Origin of the sequence: Streptosporangium sp. NPDC002721 (genome assembly GCF_042888905.1) — a bacterium.
Taxonomy (GTDB): Bacteria; Actinomycetota; Actinomycetes; order Streptosporangiales; family Streptosporangiaceae; genus Streptosporangium.
The window spans coordinates 154910-172682 of sequence record NZ_JBIAQI010000014.1; the positions used below are offsets into that span (position 1 = coordinate 154910).

The 17773-nt window shown below is 65.9% G+C and carries 28 protein-coding genes; all 28 read left to right on the top strand.

The window, feature by feature from the left end; translation table 11 throughout:
• Position 1 precedes the first annotated feature (1 nt).
• Positions 2–472: a 30S ribosomal protein S7 gene (gene rpsG, locus ACFYWM_RS21545; RefSeq protein ID WP_012887827.1), complete on the top strand. Its 471-nt coding sequence runs from the start codon at positions 2–4 to the stop codon at positions 470–472.
• 87 nt (positions 473–559) lie between these two features.
• Positions 560–2608 (top strand): elongation factor G, encoded by a 2049-nt coding sequence (gene fusA, locus ACFYWM_RS21550; RefSeq protein WP_389917326.1) that lies wholly within the window; start codon positions 560–562, stop codon positions 2606–2608.
• 161 nt (positions 2609–2769) lie between these two features.
• Entirely contained in the window at positions 2770–3963 is a 1194-nt protein-coding gene (gene tuf, locus ACFYWM_RS21555; protein WP_344913796.1) for an elongation factor Tu, read from the top strand.
• Positions 3964–4297: 334 nt separating this feature from the next.
• On the top strand, positions 4298–4606 hold the full coding sequence (rpsJ, locus tag ACFYWM_RS21560; protein ID WP_030912931.1) for a 30S ribosomal protein S10: 309 nt from the start codon (positions 4298–4300) through the stop codon (positions 4604–4606).
• A 14-nt stretch (positions 4607–4620) separates the two neighbouring features.
• Positions 4621–5274 carry a 50S ribosomal protein L3 gene (gene rplC, locus ACFYWM_RS21565; protein ID WP_329089937.1) on the top strand — a complete coding sequence of 218 codons (654 nt, stop codon included), beginning with the start codon at positions 4621–4623 and terminating at the stop codon, positions 5272–5274.
• Positions 5271–5918 (top strand): 50S ribosomal protein L4, encoded by a 648-nt coding sequence (gene rplD, locus ACFYWM_RS21570; RefSeq protein ID WP_344746698.1) that lies wholly within the window; start codon positions 5271–5273, stop codon positions 5916–5918. Before rplC ends, rplD begins: the two co-directional genes overlap by 4 nt.
• A complete protein-coding gene (rplW, locus tag ACFYWM_RS21575) occupies positions 5918–6220 on the top strand; it encodes a 50S ribosomal protein L23 (RefSeq protein WP_030912923.1) in 303 nt (100 codons plus the stop codon). The genes rplD and rplW overlap by 1 nt, the downstream gene beginning before the upstream one ends.
• 91 nt (positions 6221–6311) lie before the next feature.
• A complete protein-coding gene (rplB, locus tag ACFYWM_RS21580) occupies positions 6312–7148 on the top strand; it encodes a 50S ribosomal protein L2 (RefSeq protein WP_329089941.1) in 837 nt (278 codons plus the stop codon).
• 11 nt (positions 7149–7159) lie between these two features.
• Positions 7160–7438, top strand: a complete 279-nt coding sequence (gene rpsS / locus ACFYWM_RS21585) for a 30S ribosomal protein S19 (RefSeq protein ID WP_012887835.1) — start codon at positions 7160–7162, stop codon at positions 7436–7438.
• A 64-nt stretch (positions 7439–7502) separates the two neighbouring features.
• On the top strand, positions 7503–7856 hold the full coding sequence (gene rplV, locus ACFYWM_RS21590; protein ID WP_030912916.1) for a 50S ribosomal protein L22: 354 nt from the start codon (positions 7503–7505) through the stop codon (positions 7854–7856).
• Positions 7856–8719: a 30S ribosomal protein S3 gene (gene rpsC, locus ACFYWM_RS21595; RefSeq protein ID WP_389917239.1), complete on the top strand. Its 864-nt coding sequence runs from the start codon at positions 7856–7858 to the stop codon at positions 8717–8719. Before rplV ends, rpsC begins: the two co-directional genes overlap by 1 nt.
• Positions 8720–8721: 2 nt before the next feature.
• On the top strand, positions 8722–9141 hold the full coding sequence (gene rplP, locus ACFYWM_RS21600) for a 50S ribosomal protein L16 (RefSeq protein ID WP_030912912.1): 420 nt from the start codon (positions 8722–8724) through the stop codon (positions 9139–9141).
• A complete protein-coding gene (gene rpmC / locus ACFYWM_RS21605; RefSeq protein ID WP_030912909.1) occupies positions 9141–9377 on the top strand; it encodes a 50S ribosomal protein L29 in 237 nt (78 codons plus the stop codon). The genes rplP and rpmC overlap by 1 nt, the downstream gene beginning before the upstream one ends.
• Entirely contained in the window at positions 9370–9651 is a 282-nt protein-coding gene (rpsQ, locus tag ACFYWM_RS21610; RefSeq protein WP_326635528.1) for a 30S ribosomal protein S17, read from the top strand. The genes rpmC and rpsQ overlap by 8 nt, the downstream gene beginning before the upstream one ends.
• Positions 9652–9832: 181 nt before the next feature.
• Positions 9833–10201 carry a 50S ribosomal protein L14 gene (gene rplN, locus ACFYWM_RS21615; RefSeq protein ID WP_012887841.1) on the top strand — a complete coding sequence of 123 codons (369 nt, stop codon included), beginning with the start codon at positions 9833–9835 and terminating at the stop codon, positions 10199–10201.
• Positions 10201–10578 (top strand): 50S ribosomal protein L24, encoded by a 378-nt coding sequence (rplX, locus tag ACFYWM_RS21620; protein ID WP_389917240.1) that lies wholly within the window; start codon positions 10201–10203, stop codon positions 10576–10578. The genes rplN and rplX overlap by 1 nt, the downstream gene beginning before the upstream one ends.
• Positions 10578–11156 (top strand): 50S ribosomal protein L5, encoded by a 579-nt coding sequence (rplE, locus tag ACFYWM_RS21625; RefSeq protein ID WP_329089947.1) that lies wholly within the window; start codon positions 10578–10580, stop codon positions 11154–11156. The genes rplX and rplE overlap by 1 nt, the downstream gene beginning before the upstream one ends.
• A 2-nt stretch (positions 11157–11158) precedes the next feature.
• Positions 11159–11344 (top strand): type Z 30S ribosomal protein S14, encoded by a 186-nt coding sequence (locus tag ACFYWM_RS21630; protein WP_012887844.1) that lies wholly within the window; start codon positions 11159–11161, stop codon positions 11342–11344.
• Positions 11345–11491: 147 nt separating this feature from the next.
• A complete protein-coding gene (rpsH, locus tag ACFYWM_RS21635) occupies positions 11492–11890 on the top strand; it encodes a 30S ribosomal protein S8 (protein WP_329089949.1) in 399 nt (132 codons plus the stop codon).
• A gap of 18 nt (positions 11891–11908) precedes the next feature.
• Positions 11909–12451, top strand: a complete 543-nt coding sequence (gene rplF / locus ACFYWM_RS21640; RefSeq protein ID WP_362870057.1) for a 50S ribosomal protein L6 — start codon at positions 11909–11911, stop codon at positions 12449–12451.
• Positions 12452–12453: 2 nt separating this feature from the next.
• Positions 12454–12837, top strand: a complete 384-nt coding sequence (gene rplR, locus ACFYWM_RS21645; RefSeq protein ID WP_344913778.1) for a 50S ribosomal protein L18 — start codon at positions 12454–12456, stop codon at positions 12835–12837.
• A gap of 73 nt (positions 12838–12910) precedes the next feature.
• Positions 12911–13543 carry a 30S ribosomal protein S5 gene (gene rpsE / locus ACFYWM_RS21650; RefSeq protein ID WP_329089955.1) on the top strand — a complete coding sequence of 211 codons (633 nt, stop codon included), beginning with the start codon at positions 12911–12913 and terminating at the stop codon, positions 13541–13543.
• A gap of 3 nt (positions 13544–13546) precedes the next feature.
• Positions 13547–13729, top strand: a complete 183-nt coding sequence (gene rpmD, locus ACFYWM_RS21655; protein WP_012887849.1) for a 50S ribosomal protein L30 — start codon at positions 13547–13549, stop codon at positions 13727–13729.
• A 2-nt stretch (positions 13730–13731) separates the two neighbouring features.
• The gene (gene rplO / locus ACFYWM_RS21660; protein WP_329089958.1) at positions 13732–14187 is read left to right on the top strand and encodes a 50S ribosomal protein L15; all 456 of its coding nucleotides are present in this window, start codon (positions 13732–13734) and stop codon (positions 14185–14187) included.
• A gap of 179 nt (positions 14188–14366) precedes the next feature.
• A complete protein-coding gene (gene secY, locus ACFYWM_RS21665) occupies positions 14367–15686 on the top strand; it encodes a preprotein translocase subunit SecY (RefSeq protein WP_389917241.1) in 1320 nt (439 codons plus the stop codon).
• Entirely contained in the window at positions 15686–16336 is a 651-nt protein-coding gene (locus ACFYWM_RS21670) for an adenylate kinase (RefSeq protein WP_389917242.1), read from the top strand. The genes secY and ACFYWM_RS21670 overlap by 1 nt, the downstream gene beginning before the upstream one ends.
• Before the next feature lie 124 nt (positions 16337–16460).
• Positions 16461–17279: a type I methionyl aminopeptidase gene (gene map, locus ACFYWM_RS21675; RefSeq protein ID WP_389917243.1), complete on the top strand. Its 819-nt coding sequence runs from the start codon at positions 16461–16463 to the stop codon at positions 17277–17279.
• Between the two features lie 32 nt (positions 17280–17311).
• Positions 17312–17758: a DUF1707 domain-containing protein gene (locus ACFYWM_RS21680; protein ID WP_389917244.1), complete on the top strand. Its 447-nt coding sequence runs from the start codon at positions 17312–17314 to the stop codon at positions 17756–17758.
• Positions 17759–17773: the final 15 nt, after the last annotated feature.

Consider the following 17773-nt stretch of genomic DNA (forward strand, 5'->3'; position numbering starts at 1 on the left):
AATGCCTCGCAAGGGTTCTCCTGGCCGTCGTCAGCTCATGGCTGACCCGGTTCACAACTCGCCCCTGGTCACCGCGCTCATCAACAAGGTGCTCCTGGACGGCAAGCGATCCATCGCCCAGTCCATCGTGTACGGCGCCCTCGAAGGCGCCAAGGAGAAGACCGGCAACGACCCGGTCGTCACCCTGAAGCGCGCGCTGGACAACGTCAAGCCCACCCTTGAGGTCCGCAGCCGCCGTGTCGGTGGCGCGACCTACCAGGTCCCGGTCGAGGTGCGCGCGGCGCGCAGCACCACCCTGGCCCTGCGCTGGCTGGTGCAGTACTCCCGCGCCCGCCGCGAGAAGACCATGACCGAGCGCCTCATGAACGAACTGCTCGACGCCAGCAACGGCCTCGGCGCAAGCGTCAAGAAGCGCGAGGACACCCACAAGATGGCCGAGTCCAACAAGGCCTTCGCCCACTACCGCTGGTAACAGCGGGTTCGACGAGACGACGAGGACGCGAGAGAAGTGGCCACCACGACCGCTCTTGACCTGGCCAAGGTCCGTAACATCGGGATCATGGCCCACATCGACGCGGGCAAGACCACGACGACCGAGCGCATCCTGTTCTACACCGGTATCAACTACAAGATCGGTGAGGTCCACGAGGGCGCAGCCACGATGGACTGGATGGAGCAGGAGCAGGAGCGTGGTATCACCATCACCTCCGCTGCCACGACCTGCGAATGGCTCGGCCACACGATCAACATCATCGACACGCCGGGCCACGTGGACTTCACGATCGAGGTGGAGCGTTCGCTCCGCGTCCTCGACGGTGCCGTCGCCGTGTTCGACGGCGTCGCCGGTGTCGAGCCGCAGTCCGAGACGGTCTGGCGTCAGGCCGACCGTTACGAAGTGCCCAGGATCTGCTTCGTCAACAAGATGGACCGGGTCGGCGCGGAGTTCCACCGCTGCGTCGACATGATGATCAGCCGCCTGAACGCGACCCCCGCCGTCATCCAGCTTCCCTGGGGCGTCGAGGCCGACTTCAAGGGCGTCATCGACCTGGTCAAGATGAAGGGCCTGCTCTGGAGCGCCGAGGCGGCCAAGGGCGAGATGTACGAGACCGTCGACATCCCGGCCGAGCACGCCGAGATCGCTCGCGAGTGGCGTGACAAGCTCGTCGAGACGGTCTCCGAGAACGACGACGAGCTGATGGAGCTCTTCCTGGAGGGCGTCGAGCCCACCGAGGAGCAGCTGGTCGCGGCCATCCGCCGCGCCACGCTGGCCAGCGCCATCAACCCGGTCCTGACCGGCACCGCGTTCAAGAACAAGGGCGTCCAGCCCCTGCTCGACGCGATCGTCGCCTACCTCCCCGCCCCGATCGACATCCCGGCCTTCAAGGGCCACGCGGTCGGCAAGGAGGAGGAGGTCATCGAACGTCACGCCGACGTCAACGAGCCCTTCTCCGCGCTCGCGTTCAAGATCATGAGCGACCAGCACCTGGGCCGTCTCACCTACATCCGCATCTACTCGGGCACGCTCGAGACCGGCACCGCCGTGGTCAACTCGGTGAAGGGCCGCAAGGAGCGGATCGGCAAGATCTACCAGATGCACGCCAACAAGCGCGAAGAGCGCCCGTCGGCGGTGGCCGGTCAGATCGTCGCCGTGATGGGCCTGAAGGACACCACCACCGGTGACACCCTGTCCGACCCGGCTCACCCCGTGGTCCTGGAGTCGATGAACTTCCCGGCGCCGGTCATCAGCGTCGCCATCGAGCCCAAGACCAAGGGTGACCAGGAGAAGCTGGGCACCGCGATCCAGCGTCTGGCCGAGGAGGACCCGTCCTTCCAGGTCCGTCGTGACGACGAGACCGGCCAGACGGTCATCTGGGGTATGGGCGAGCTCCACCTGGAGATCCTCGTCGACCGGATGCGCCGCGAGTTCAAGGTCGAGGCCAACATCGGCCGGCCTCAGGTGGCCTACCGGGAGACCATCCGCCGCAAGGTGGAGAAGGTCGACTACGTCCACAAGAAGCAGACCGGTGGTTCCGGCCAGTTCGCCAAGGTCATCATCGACATTGAGCCGCTGGGCGAGGGCAACGACGGCTACGAGTTCGCGAACAAGGTCTCCGGTGGCCGCATCCCGAGGGAGTACATCCCCTCGGTCGACGCGGGCGCCCAGGAGGCGGCCGAGTTCGGTGTTCTCGCCGGCTACCCCATGGTCGGGGTCAAGGTCACCCTGCAGGACGGTGCCTACCACGAGGTGGACTCGTCCGAAATGGCCTTCAAGATCGCTGGCTCGATGGCCTTCAAGGAGGCCGCGCGCAAGGCGGACGCCGTAATCCTGGAGCCGATGATGGCCGTCGAGGTCACCACGCCCGAGGACTACATGGGTGACGTCATCGGTGACCTCAACGGTCGCCGCGGGCAGATCCAGGCGATGGACGAGCGCTCCGGCGCCCGGATCGTCAAGGCGCTCGTGCCGCTCTCCGAGATGTTCGGCTACGTGGGAGACCTCCGTAGCAAGACGCAGGGACGCGCGAGCTACAGCATGCAGTTCGACTCCTACGCGGAAGTGCCTGCGCACATCGCCAAGGAGATCGTCGCGAAGGTGCGGGGCGAGTAGTCCAGCACCGTTCCGAGTGCGGGGCGACGATCTTCTTGTCGCTCCGCGACCGGAGGGGTGCGGGGCGAGAGCTTTCTCGCCGGCCGGTTCCGTGAGGGACCGGCCTCCCCAAGCCCGAATATGAAGACGCAAGTCACGTCAGAATCTCTAAGGAGAGAGCAGTGGCCAAGGCCAAGTTCGAGCGGACCAAGCCGCACGTAAACATCGGCACCATTGGGCACATCGACCACGGCAAGACCACTCTGACCGCGGCGATCACCAAGGTGCTCCACGAGCGTTTCCCGAACCTCAACGAGGCGACCCCGTTCGACAAGATCGACAAGGCGCCCGAGGAGAAGGCTCGTGGTATCACGATCTCCATCGCGCACGTCGAGTACCAGACCGAGAAGCGCCACTACGCCCACGTGGACTGCCCCGGTCACGCCGACTACGTGAAGAACATGATCACCGGCGCGGCTCAGATGGACGGTGCGATCCTCGTGGTCGCCGCCACCGACGGTCCGATGCCGCAGACGAAGGAGCACGTCCTCCTGGCCCGCCAGGTCGGCGTCCCCTACATCGTCGTGGCCCTCAACAAGTCCGACATGGTGGACGACGAGGAGATCCTGGAGCTCGTCGAGCTCGAGGTCCGTGAGCTTCTCTCGGCCCAGGAGTTCCCCGGCGACGACCTGCCGGTCGTCCGCGTCTCGGCGCTGAAGGCGCTCGAGGGCGACGCCAAGTGGGGCGACTCGATCATCGAGCTCATGACCGCCGTGGACGAGAACGTCCCCGAGCCGACCCGTGAGACCGAGAAGCCGTTCCTGATGCCGATCGAGGACGTCTTCTCGATCACCGGTCGCGGCACGGTCGTCACCGGCCGTATCGAGCGTGGCATCGTCAAGGTCAACGAGACTGTCGACATCATCGGCATCAAGGAGACCAAGACCACCACCACGGTCACCGGTGTCGAGATGTTCCGCAAGCTGCTCGACGAGGGCCAGGCGGGCGACAACGTCGGTCTGCTCCTCCGTGGCATCAAGCGCGAGGACGTCGAGCGCGGCCAGTGCATCATCAAGCCGGGCACGACCACCCCGCACACCGAGTTCGAGGCCCAGGTCTACATCCTGAGCAAGGACGAGGGCGGCCGCCACACCCCGTTCTTCAACAACTACCGCCCGCAGTTCTACTTCCGTACGACCGACGTGACCGGCGTGGTGAACCTCCCCGAGGGCACCGAGATGGTCATGCCCGGCGACAACACGGAGATGAACGTCGCGCTGATCCAGCCCATCGCGATGGAGGACGGTCTCAAGTTCGCCATCCGTGAGGGTGGCCGCACCGTCGGTGCGGGTCGAGTGACCAAGATCATCAAGTAGTACGATCGCGGAGAGGCGGTCGGCCCTCGAAGCAGGGCCGACCGCCTCCCCACGAGGGGACCGCGCCGCAGGGCGCGGACCCCGGCAGGACCCCACGAACCGTGATCTCGCAGTTGGTTCGGCCGAAAGATGACCGAACTAATTGCCAGATCACGGAAGAAAGCGCGGACTCACAGCGTCTGCTACGTGGGGCATGTGCTGAGAACGCCGCCCCAGGGCGACCCGTGCTCCGGCACGACGTGGCGGGACCGTCCCGGACGGACCCGGCCATGACACAGCGGCAACAGGCCGCACGTAACTTTTTCAGACGACAGTGAAGGACACCGAGGCCATTATGGCGGGACAGAAGATCCGCATTCGGCTCAAGGCCTATGACCACGAGGTCATCGACGTCTCGGCCAAGAAGATCGTCGAGACGGTGACAAGGACTGGCGCCAAGGTCGCGGGCCCGGTGCCGCTGCCGACCGAGAAGAACGTGTACTGCGTCATCCGCTCGCCGCACAAGTACAAGGACAGCCGCGAGCACTTTGAGATGCGCACGCACAAGCGGCTGATTGACATCATCGACCCGACGCCGAAGACGGTCGACTCGCTCATGCGACTCGACCTTCCCGCCGGCGTTGACATCTCGATCAAGCTCTGAGGGAACGCACTGACATGGCTAACAAGATCAAGGGCGTCCTGGGCAAGAAGCTCGGCATGACCCAGGTCTTCGACGCGGACAACCGGATGGTCCCGGTGACCGTCGTCGAGGCTGGCCCGTGCGTCGTGACCCGCGTCCGCACCGCCGAGAAGGACGGCTACACCGCCGTCCAGCTGGGCTTCGGCCAGGTCGACCCGCGGAAGGTCAACAAGCCGCTCGGCGACTACCTGCGCAAGCACGACATCACCCCGCGCCGTTACTTCGCGGAGATCCGCACCGACGACGCGAGCGACTACACCCTGGGCCAGGAGCTCCTCGCCGACACCTTCGAGGCCGGCCAGTTCGTCGACGTGACGGGCAAGAGCAAGGGCAAGGGTTTCGCGGGTGTCATGAAGCGTCACGGCTTCAAGGGCCTCGGCGCCTCGCACGGTACGCAGCGCAAGCACCGCTCGCCCGGTTCCATCGGTGGCTGCGCCACCCCCGGCCGCGTCTTCAAGGGCGTGCGCATGGCGGGCCGGATGGGCAACGTCCGCACGACCGTCCAGAGCCTCAAGGTTCACGCCGTGGACGCCGAGAAGGGCCTCATCCTGATCAAGGGTGCGATCCCCGGTGCCAACGGCAGCCTGGTCCTGGTCCGCACCGCCGCCAAGAAGGGGGCTGCCAAGTGAGCACCATTGACGTCCTCGACGTACGCGGCGAGAAGGCCGGCACCGTCGACCTGCCGGAGGACATCTTCGGTACGAAGGTCAACATCCCGCTGATCCACCAGGTCGTCGTCGCCCAGCTCGCCGCTCGCCGGCAGGGCACCCACAAGGCGAAGACCCGCGGTGAGGTCCGAGGCGGCGGCAAGAAGCCGTACCGCCAGAAGGGCACCGGCCGCGCCCGCCAGGGTTCGACCCGCGCCCCGCAGTTCACCGGCGGTGGCACCGTCCACGGCCCGGTTCCGCGGGACTACTCGCAGAAGACTCCCAAGAAGATGAAGGCCGCCGCCCTGCGCGGGGCCCTGTCCGACCGGGCGACCGGTGGCCGCGTTCACGTGGTCAGCGGTCTGGTCGAGGGGGAGACCCCGAAGACCAAGGCGGCTCTCGAGTCGCTTCGCAGGCTCACCAAGGCCCGCAGCGTCCTGGTCGTCGTCGACGAGGGTGACGAGCTCAGCTGGCTGAGCCTGCGCAACGCTCCCGAGGTCCATCTCCTGGACGCCGGGCAGCTCAACACCTACGACGTGCTCTGCTACGACGACGTCGTCTTCACTCAGGACGCGTACGACCAGATCGTGGCGCGTCTGAGCAAGAGCGGGAAGGAAGACGCCTGATGGAGAAGATCGCCGACCCGCGCGACATCATCATCAAGCCGGTTGTCTCCGAGAAGAGCTACGGCCTGATCGACGAGCACAACAAGTACACGTTCCTGGTGCGGAAGACGGCCAACAAGACGCAGGTCAAGATCGCCGTTGAGAAGATCTTCGGTGTCAAGGTCGCCAGCGTCAACACCATCAACCGCCAGGGCAAGCGGAAGCGGACCAGGTTCGGCTACGGCCAGCGCCCGGCCACCAAGCGAGCCATCGTCAGCCTGGTCGAGGGCGACCGGATTGACATCTTCGGCCAGATCGGCTGACGCGCTCGCTCAGTAAGTACAGGGAGAAAGCCCCTCACCGCCTGGTGAGGGGCATTCGACCGGATTAACCGACGAAGGATGAACGAAAAAGATGGGCATCCGTAAACTCAAGCCGACGACCCCGGGTCGCCGCGGCGCCAGCGTCTCGGACTTTGCCGAGATCACGCGCAGCACGCCCGAGAAGTCGCTGCTTGCACCCCTGCACAGCAAGGGTGGCCGTAACGTCCACGGCCGAGTCACCACCCGTCACCAGGGTGGTGGCCACAAGCGCGCCTACCGGATCATCGATTTCCGGCGTCACGACAAGGACGGGATCCCGGCCAAGGTCGCTCACATCGAGTACGACCCGAACCGCACGTCCCGCATCGCGCTGCTGCACTACGCCGACGGGGAGAAGCGCTACATCCTCTGCCCGACCGGCCTCAAGCAGGGCGACAACATCGAGAACGGCCCCACGGCCGACATCAAGCCGGGCAACTGCCTCCCGCTGCGCAACATCCCGACCGGTACCTTCATCCACGCGGTGGAGCTCCGTCCGGGCGGTGGCGCCAAGCTGGGCCGGTCCGCCGGCGCGCAGATCCAGCTCCTCGCCAAGGAGGGCCAGTACGCCACGCTGCGTATGCCCTCCGGTGAGATGCGCCAGGTCGACGTCCGCTGCCGGGCCTCGATCGGCCAGGTCGGCAACGCCGAGCAGGCCAACATCAACTGGGGCAAGGCCGGCCGTATGCGGTGGAAGGGCAAGCGCCCCACCGTCCGCGGTGTCGCGATGAACCCGGTCGACCACCCGCACGGTGGTGGTGAGGGTAAGACCTCCGGCGGTCGTCACCCCGTCAACCCCAAGGGCAAGCCCGAGGGTCGTACCCGTGCGGCGAACAAGGCCAGCGACCGGCTGATCATCCGCCGTCGTACCAAGCGGAAGAAGCGGTAGGAGCAGCCAAAATGCCACGTAGCCTTAAGAAGGGTCCCTTCGTGGACGACCACCTTCAGAAGAAGGTGGATGTCCAGAACGAGAAGGGCACCAAAAACGTCATCAAGACGTGGTCGCGGCGCTCCATGATCGTGCCCGACATGCTCGGTCACACGATCGCCGTTCACGACGGCCGCAAGCACGTCCCGGTGTTCGTCACCGAGTCGATGATCGGCCACAAGCTCGGTGAGTTCGCTCCCACGCGAACCTTCCGCAGCCACGTCAAGGAAGACCGCCGCAGCCGGCGATAAGCGCCTCAGGGCGAGGACGTCGCGAGACGGACTCGGCCAAAACGAAGGGTAAGAGGAGTAAGCGATGGAAGCCAGGGCTCAGGCGCGGTTCGCGCGCCACACGCCCATGAAGGCCCGCCGTGTGGTGGACCTCATTCGCGGGCTGCCCGCTTCGGAGGCGCAGGCCGTGCTGCAGTTCGCTCCCCAGTCGGCGAGCGAGACCGTGTACAAGGTGCTCTCGAGCGCCATTGCCAACGCGGAGCACAACTTCAAGCTCGACCGTGACACGCTCTTCGTGAGCCGTGCCTGGGTCGACGAGGGCCCGACGCTGAAGCGGTTTCGTCCCCGTGCTCAGGGTCGCGCCTATCGGATCAACAAGCGGACCAGCCACATCACCGTGATCGTGGAGTCCCGCGAGCCGAAGGGGAGGACCCGCTAGTGGGTCAGAAGGTTAACCCGCACGGGTTCCGCCTCGGCATCACGACCGACTTCAAGAGCCGGTGGTATGCCGACAAGCTCTACAAGTCGTACGTTGCCGAGGATGTGGCGATCCGCCGCATGCTCAAGAAGGGCATGGAGCGGGCCGGCATCTCCAAGGTGGAGATCGAGCGGACCACCGACCGGGTACAGGTCGACATTCACACCGCCCGTCCGGGCATCGTCATCGGCCGCCGCGGCGCCGAGGCGGACCGGATCCGCGGTGACCTCGAGAAGCTGACCAAGAAGCAGGTCCAGCTGAACATCCTCGAGGTCAAGAACCCCGAGATCGACGCTCAGCTCGTCGCTCAGGGTGTGGCCGAGCAGCTGTCCAGCCGTGTCTCGTTCCGCCGTGCCATGCGCAAGGCGATGCAGTCGGCGATGAAGAGCGGCGCCAAGGGCATCCGGGTGCAGTGCTCCGGTCGTCTCGGCGGCGCCGAGATGTCCCGTTCGGAGTTCTACCGCGAGGGCCGCGTGCCCCTGCACACCCTCCGCGCGGACATTGACTACGGCCTGTACGAGGCCCGCACCACCTTCGGCCGTATCGGCGTGAAGGTGTGGATCTACAAGGGTGAGGCCCCGACCAGCCGCGCCGAGCGCGAGGCGGCCGCCGCCGGTGCTCGTGCCGGCCAGCGTCGTGACCGCGACGACCGTCGCGGCCCCGGCGCCGGTGGCGGCGACCGTCCCCGTCGTGGCGGCGGCGCCGGTGGCGCCCGTCGTGGCGCCGGTGCCGGTCGTGGCGACCGCGCCCCCAGGAACGAGGCGGCCTCGCAGGCCGCCCCCGAGACCGGCCCGGCTGCGCAGCCGGGTGCTGAAGGGAGCTGACCATGCTGATCCCGCGCAGGGTCAAGCACCGCAAGCAGCACCGGCCCGACCGTCACGGCGCCGCCAAGGGTGGCACCAGGGTCGTGTTCGGCGAGTTCGGCATCCAGGCGATTGAGCACTCCTACGTGACCAACCGCCAGATCGAGTCGGCTCGTATCGCGATGACCCGTCACATCAAGCGTGGCGGAAAGGTCTGGATCAACATCTATCCGGACCGCCCCCTCACGAAGAAGCCCGCCGAGACCCGCATGGGTTCCGGTAAGGGTTCGCCGGAGTGGTGGATCGCGAACGTCAAGCCCGGCCGCATCATGTTCGAGCTTTCGGGTGTCGCCGAGCCGGTGGCTCGCGAAGCCCTTCGCCGTGCGATGCACAAGCTGCCGATGAAGTGCCGGTTCGTCAAGCGTGAAGTGGGTGAGGCGTGATGGCTAAGGGCCTGACCGCCGGTGAGCTGCGGGTGGAAGACCAGGACACCCTGGTCACGAAGCTGAAGGAAGCCAAGGAGGAGCTGTTCAACCTCCGCTTCCAGGCAGCGACCGGTCAGTTGGAGAGCCACGGGCGGTTGCGTGCCGTCCGCCGCGAGATCGCCCGTATCTACACCGTGATGCGCGAGCGGGAGCTCGGAATCGTCACGGTAGAGAAGGAGTCGATCGATGGCTGAGGCCACGGAAACCACGACCGAGACGCGGAACTACCGCAAGACCCGTGAGGGTCTGGTCGTCAGCGACAAGATGGACAAGACTGTCGTGGTCGCTGTCGAGGACCGCGTCAAGCACCCCCTGTACGGCAAGGTCATCCGCAGGACGACCAAGTACAAGGCGCACGACGAGGCCAACACCTGCGGTGTCGGCGACCGTGTCCTCCTGATGGAGACCCGGCCGCTGTCCGCCAGCAAGCGCTGGCGGGTCATCGAGATCCTCGAGAAGGCCAAGTAGGCAACGCGCCTCGTGGGGGGTGACACCGTCACCCCCCACGACGGCGTCCAAGGGGGCGAAGCGATCTTCGCCCCGCCTGCGGCGGCGGTCCTGGAAAGGGCTGTCGCCGGGGGAAAAAGACCCAGCAGGTTCCGCAAGGCTCACCCACGGGTGAGAACCAGCGAGACAAACAGGAGTTCAAGTGATCCAGCAGGAGTCGCGGCTCAAGGTCGCCGACAACACCGGTGCGAAGGAAGTCCTTTGCATCCGTGTGCTCGGTGGCTCTGGCCGGCGCTACGCGGGAATCGGTGACATCATCGTCGCCACGGTGAAGGACGCCATCCCCGGCGGCACCGTGAAGAAGGGCGATGTGGTCAAGGCCGTCATCGTCCGCACCGTCAAGGAGCGTCGTCGTCCCGACGGTTCCTACATCCGCTTCGACGAGAACGCCGCCGTCATCATCAAGGACAGCGGCGACCCCCGGGGCACCCGCATCTTCGGTCCCGTCGGTCGTGAGCTGCGTGACAAGAAGTTCATGCGGATCATCTCGCTCGCGCCGGAGGTGTTGTAATGCCGAAGCTTCATGTGAAGAAGGGTGACCTCGTCCTGGTCATCGCCGGCAAGGACAAGGGTGCCAAGGGTCGTGTGATCGCCGCCCACCCGCGCGACGAGCGCGTGGTGGTCGAGGGCGTCAACATGGTCAAGAAGCACTCCAAGGAGACCAACCAGGGTCCGCGCGGCGCCAAGGCCGGTGGCGTGCAGACCATGGAGGCTCCCATCCACGTGAGCAACGTCAAGAAGCTCAAGGATGAGAAGCCGGCCAAGGACGACAAGCCCGCCAAGAAGGAGTCGGCCGAGGCCGCTTCCGAGGAGACGGCCAAGGACGACAAGCCCGCCAAGAAGGAGTCGGCCGAGGCCGCTTCCGAGGAGACGGGTAAGGACAACTGATGACCGCGAACACCACCGAGACCGGACAGCGGGCCCTCCCGCGGCTCAAGCAGCGCTACCGCGAAGAGATCATCGCGAAGCTGAACGAGCAGTTCGAGTTCGAGAACATCATGCTGGTGCCCACCATCACCAAGATCAAGGTGAACATGGGCGTCGGCGAGGCCGCGCGCGACTCGAAGCTCATCGAAGGCGCCGTCCGCGACCTCACCGTGATCACCGGCCAGAAGCCGGCGGTCGTCCGCGCCCGCAAGTCCATCGCCCAGTTCAAGCTGCGCGAGGGCATGCCGATCGGCGCGCACGTCACGCTGCGCGGTGACCGCATGTGGGAGTTCCTCGACCGGCTGCTCTCGCTGGCGCTGCCCCGCATCCGTGACTTCCGCGGTCTGTCGCCCAAGCAGTTCGACGGCAACGGGAACTACACCTTCGGTCTCACCGAGCAGGTCATGTTCCACGAGATCGACCAGGACAAGGTCGACCGCCAGCGTGGTATGGACATCACGGTCGTGACCACCGCTAAGACCGACGACCAGGGCCGGGCGCTGCTGAAGCAGCTCGGATTCCCGTTCAAGGAGGCCTGATCATGGCGAAGACGTCGCTCAAGGTCAAGGCTGCTCGCAAGGCCAAGTTCGAGGTCCGGGCGTACACTCGGTGCTCGCGCTGTGGTCGTCCCCGCGCCGTCTACAGGAAGTTCGGCCTGTGCCGCATCTGCTTCCGCGAGATGGCGCACCGGGGCGAGCTGCCCGGCATCACCAAGTCGAGCTGGTAGCCCTCCGCGCGGCCCCGTGAGCGATCACGGGCCCGCGCGCGGCACCGGCCGCACACAGATAGTCGTATTCACCGGGCGCCGGTCACAGGCGCCCATGACCGCACCGTAGGTCCCCTGTGGAAACCGCGGTGAGGAAGGCCACCGGCCATGACGATGACGGACCCGATCGCAGACATGCTGACGCGTCTGCGAAACGCGAACTCGGCGTACCACGACAGCGTGGCGATGCCGTACTCGAAGATCAAGGCGCACATCGCCGAGATCCTCCAGCAGGAGGGTTACATCCAGTCCTGGAGCGTCGAAGACGCCAAGGTCGGAAAGAACCTCGTGGTGGAGCTGAAGTTCGGGCCGACCCGTGAGCGGTCCCTCGCGGGCCTGCGCCGGGTTTCCAAGCCCGGCCTGCGGGTTTATGCAAAGAAGGACAACCTGCCCCGAGTCCTGGGCGGACTGGGCGTCGCGATCATCTCGACGTCCGGCGGCCTCATGACGGACAAGCAGGCCGGCAAGCGTGGAGTGGGCGGGGAAGTCCTCGCCTTCGTTTGGTAAGAGGGGAGAACGAACAGCATGTCAAGAATCGGACGGCTGCCCATCCCCGTACCGAACGGAGTGGACGTCGCCATCGACGGCCGGGACGTCACGGTCAAGGGTCCCAAGGGCACGCTTTCACACACGGTCGCGGAACCCATCGCGATCGCCAAGGGTGACGACGGCAACCTGAACGTCACCCGTCCCAACGACGAGAACAAGGTCCGTGCGCTGCACGGCCTGTCCCGCACCCTGGTCGCCAACATGGTGACCGGTGTGACCCAGGGTTACTCGAAGACCCTGGAGATCGTGGGCGTCGGTTACCGCGTGCAGGCCAAGAGCCCGACTCAGCTCGAGTTCGCTCTCGGCTTCAGCCACCCGGTGATCGTCGACGCCCCCGAGGGTGTCACCTTCCGCGTCGAGAAGCCGACGCTGTTCCACGTGGACGGCATCGACAAGCAGAAGGTCGGCGAGATCGCCGCGAACATCCGCAAGTTGCGCAAGCCCGACCCGTACAAGGGCAAGGGTGTGCGCTACCAGGGTGAAGTTATCCGCCGCAAGGTCGGAAAGGCTGGTAAGTAGGCATGGCTGGCAAGACTGCGTTCGGCAAGCACACGGCCGCCCGCGCCGTCTCGCGGGCCCGCCGCCACGGCCGAGTCCGCAAGAAGGTGGCCGGTACGGCCACGCGTCCGCGCCTGGTCGTCAACCGCTCCACGAAGCACCTCTTCGTGCAGATCGTCGACGACACCCAGGGCCACACGCTGGTGAGCGCGTCCACCATGGACGCCTCCCTGCGCTCGGCGGAGGGCGCCAAGACCGACAAGGCCAAGCAGGTCGGCGAGCTTCTCGCTCAGCGGGCCAAGGCAGCCGGGATCACCGCGGTCGTGTTCGACCGGGGTGGCAACCGCTACGCGGGCCGCATCGCGGCGCTGGCAGACAGCGCACGCGAAGGCGGACTGGAGTTCTGATGACTCCGTCCCAGGATCGCAATCCAGGATCGCAACCTATGGCCCGTCTTACGAATGAGAAGAGGAACCACTAATGGCTGGAGCTCCGCGTCGCGGTGGCGCCGCCGGTGGCGAGCGGCGTGACGGTCGTCGTGACGATCGCCGCGGTGGAAACGCTGACAAGGGCGTCTCGTACATCGAGCGCGTTGTGAAGATCAACCGAGTGGCCAAGGTCGTGAAGGGTGGTCGTCGCTTCAGCTTCACCGCCCTCGTCATCGTCGGTGACGGCAACGGCATGGTCGGCGTCGGCTACGGCAAGGCCAAGGAAGTCCCCGCGGCGATCGCCAAGGGTGTCGAAGAGGCCAAGAAGCACTTCTTCAAGGTGCCCCGGATCCAGGGCACCATCCCGCACATCGTGCAGGGCGAAGAGGCCGCCGGCGTCGTCTTCCTGCGTCCGGCCTCGCCCGGTACCGGCGTCATCGCCGGTGGTCCGGTGCGCGCCGTGCTGGAGTGCGCCGGTATCCACGACGTGCTGTCCAAGTCGCTCGGCTCGGACAACCCGATCAACATCGTGCACGCCACGGTGGCGGCCCTGAAGGGCCTCAGCCGTCCCGAGGAGATCGCGGCCCGCCGTGGCCTCCCGATCGAGGACGTCGCCCCCAAGAGGATGCTCAAGGCTCGCGCCGAGGGCCTCGCGGAGGCCGCGGCCGCGAAGGCGGTGAGCTAGTCCATGGCGCGCCTGAAGATTACCCAGGTCCGTTCCAAGATCGGTGGCAAGCAGAACCAGCGTGACTCGCTGCGCTCGCTCGGTCTGAAGCGAATCGGCGACGTCGTTGTCAAGGAGGACCGCCCGGAGATCCGCGGCATGGTCACCGTGGTGACGCACCTCGTCACCGTGGAAGAGGTCGACTAGACATGGCAGAGAACACTCCGCTCCGCATCCACCACCTGCGTCCGGCCCCCGGCGCCAACAAGTCGAAGGTCCGCAAGGGCCGCGGCGAGGCGTCCAAGGGCAAGACCTCGGGTCGTGGTACCAAGGGCACGAGGGCCAGGAACAAGGTTCCCCTCGGCTTCGAGGGTGGCCAGGTTCCGCTGCAGCGGCGCCTGCCCAAGTTCAAGGGCTTCTCCAACGCCCTGTTCAAGACGACCTACCAGGTCGTCAACCTTGACAGGCTCGGCGAGCTGTTCCCCGACGGCGGCGACGTCACCGTCGACACGCTCGTCGCCAAGGGCGCGGTTCGCAAGAACCAGCTCGTCAAGGTGCTGGGAACCGGTGACATCTCCGTGGCGTTGAACGTGGAGGCGCACGCCTTCTCGGCGAGTGCCAAGGACAAGATCGCCGCTGCCGGGGGCTCCGTCTCCGAGCTGTAGGCGTTATCATCACGCGGCGCGGGGGCTCGTAATGGGCTCCCGCGCCCGTAGTGCGTTAGAGTTCGCTGGACAGTGGGCCTCGACTCATTTCCTTGGGCTCATTGACTGGATATGGCAAAGATGGAACACCCCCGCACCATCGCTGACCGACCTCGCCTTTCAGGCGCGCAGGAGGGACCGTGCTGACCGCATTTACCCGAGCGTTCCGTACGCCGGACCTGCGTAAGAAGTTGCTCTTCACTTTGGGCATCATCGCGCTGTTCCGACTTGGGTCGGTCCTTCCGACTCCGGGTGTGCATACCGAGAACATCAGCCGTTGTCTCACCCAGGCGCAGGCGGGGGACGCGGGCAACATCTACGGAATGGTGCAGCTGTTCAGCGGCGGCGCCCTTCTGAAACTTTCAGTTTTCGCCCTCGGCATCATGCCGTACATCACCGCGAGCATCATTCTTCAGCTGCTCGTCGTGGTCATCCCGCGCCTGGAAGCCCTCAAGAAGGAGGGGCAGGCCGGACAGACGAAGATCACGCAGTACACCCGTTACCTGACGGTCGGCCTGGCGGTCCTGCAGTCGACCGCCTTCGTGGCCCTGGCCCGCAGCGGCCAGCTGTTCCCGCAGTGCCGCGAGGAGATCCTCCTCGACAAGGACAACGTCTTCGCCATCGTCACGATGGTGCTGACCATGACCGCCGGTACCGCCGTCGTCATGTGGCTGGGCGAGCTGATCACCGACCGCGGCATCGGCAACGGCATGTCCATCCTGATCTTCACGCAGGTCATCGCGGTCTTCCCGTCCGAGCTGCTGAACATCGCCCGCCAGAAGGGCGGCTTCGTCTTCGCCGTGGTCATCGTCGTCGGTATCGCGATGATCGCCCTGGTCGTGATGGTGGAGCAGGCACAGCGCCGGATCCCGGTGCAGTACGCCAAGCGCATGGTCGGCCGCAGGATGTACGGCGGGACGTCGACCTACATCCCGCTGAAGGTCAACCAGGCCGGCATCATCCCGGTCATCTTCGCCTCCTCGCTGCTCTACCTCCCGCAGCTGATCACGACGCTCTTCACGAACACCCAGGAGGAGCCGCACCCGATCATCCAGTGGATCTCCCAGGAGTTCGGCGGCGGCGGGACCACCCCGACGTACATGATCACGTTCTTCCTGATGATCGTCTTCTTCACGTACTTCTACGTGTCGATTACCTTCAACCCCATTGAAGTCGCCGACAACATGAAGAAGTACGGTGGGTTCATCCCGGGTATCCGCCCGGGTCGCCCGACGGCCGAGTACTTGAACTACGTGCTCATGCGACTCACCGCTCCCGGCGCGCTGTATCTGGGCCTGATCTCCATGGTGCCGATCGTCGCGCTGGCGCTCGTCGGCGCGAGTCAGAACTTCCCGTTCGGAGGGACGAGCATTCTGATCATGGTTGGTGTCGGCCTTGACACCGTGAAGCAGATCGAGAGCCAGCTGCAGCAGCGCAACTATGAAGGCTTCCTGAAGTAGTGCGCCTCGTCCTGGTCGGGCCCCCCGGAGCGGGTAAGGGGACACAGGCCCAGTTCGTCGCATCGAACCTGTCGATCCCGAAGATTTCGACAGGTGACATCTTCCGCGCCAATGTCTCGGGCGGCACGGAGCTAGGCAAGCTTGCCAAGGAATACATGGACCGCGGCGACCTCGTGCCCGACGAGGTCACCATCGCGATGGTCCGCGACCGTCTCGCCGAGAACGACGCGCAGGACGGTTTCCTGCTCGACGGCTTCCCCAGGAACGTGCCCCAGGCCGAGATCCTGAAGAAGATCCTCGCTGAGTTCGAGGTCGGTCTGGACATCGTCCTGGAGCTCGTGGTCGACGACGAGGAGGTCGTCCGCAGGCTCGCGGGCCGCCGGACCTGCAGCCAGTGCGGCCGCATCTGGCACGTCGACTTCGACGACAAGAAGGACGACGTCTGCGACGCCTGCGACGGCCGGCTGTACCAGCGGGACGACGACAAGGAGGCGACCGTCAGGCACCGCCTGGAGGTCTACCAGGAGCAGACCGCTCCTCTGGTCTCCTTCTACGCCGACGAGGGGATCCTGGTCGGGGTCGACGCCACCGGTCCGGTCGAAGAGGTGACCCAGCGCGCGATGGAGGCCCTGAACCCCTTCATCGGCTAGCTGAGCGACAGCACCGAGCACGCCATCCATGGGTTTTCTCATGGGTGGCGTGCTGTCATTTAGGGCAGAATCGGGGGAATTGGGCTCCCGGACCGCCCGTTGAACCACCCCAGGGGGTGTGCACGTGTTCAAGAAGAACAAGCATGGAATCCAGATGAAGACGCCCGAGCAGGTGGACAAGATGCGGGCGGCGGGTCTCGTGGTCGGCCGTACCCTGCAGCTGCTGCGGGAGAGCGTCGAGCCGGGCATGACGCCCTTGGACCTGGACGCGATCGCGGAGAAGGCGATCAGGGCCGAGGGGGCGATCCCCTCCTTCAAGGGCTACCAGGGCTTTCCCGCGACGATCTGCGCCTCGGTCAACCACGAGGTCGTCCACGGCATCCCGAGCGACCGCCGCCCGCTGCGGGAGGGCGACATCATCTCGATCGACTGCGGCGCCATCCTGGACGGCTGGCACGGCGACTCGGCCGTCACGGTCCCGATCGGCGAGGTGGACCCCAAGCTGACCGAGCTGATGAGGGTCACCGAGGAGGCCATGTGGCGCGGCATCGCCGCGCTCACCGTGGGCCGCCACCTGTCCGACATCGGCCACGAGGTGGAGAAGTACGTCCGCTCCCAGGGGCGCTACGGCATCCCTCAGGAGTACGGCGGCCACGGCATCGGCACCGAGATGCACATGGACCCGTGGGTGGCCAACCACGGCAAGCCCGGCCGGGGCCCGAAGTTCGAGGCGGGCATGTGCTTCGCCGTCGAGCCCATGGTCAACCTGGGGACGGACAGGACCAAGGTGCTGGCCGACGACTGGACCGTGGTCACGATCGACGGGAAGGTCTCCGCGCACTTCGAACACAGCGTCGCCGTGACACATAATGGACCTTGGGTATTGACCGCCCTTGACGGGGGGAAAGAGCGGCTTGCCGACCTGTTGGGAGACGCGGGCTGACGCGAGCCCGCCGGCGAGCGGATGTGGTTGACATGGCGGCTGGTCCGGAGATGCGTGCCTCCGACGGAGATCGTGACAAGGTCGCTTCGGTCCTGAGGGAGCATTACGCCCAGGGCCGCCTGACCACGGAGGAGTTCGACGAGCGGCTCGAACAGCTCTACACCAGCAAGACGTACGGCGAGCTGGCCGTCCTCACCTCCGACCTTCCCGACGTCGACCTGCGACGGCTCCCGGAGGCCCCCTCCCGCGCCCCTGAGCGCGTCAAGCCGGGTGGCGGGAAGAGTTCGCAGGAGAAGGGCCTGGCGGCCGCCTGGTCCGTCTGGGCGACGGCCAGCGGCATCAACTGGATGATCTGGCTCATCATCGGGATAACCGGCGACTTCCCGTACCCATGGCCCCTGTGGGTGATGGGGCCATGGGGCGTGGTGTTGCTGGTGGCGACGATCGGCGCGGGCCTGGGGAAGGACAGGAAGCGGTAATAGTGCACGCTGGGC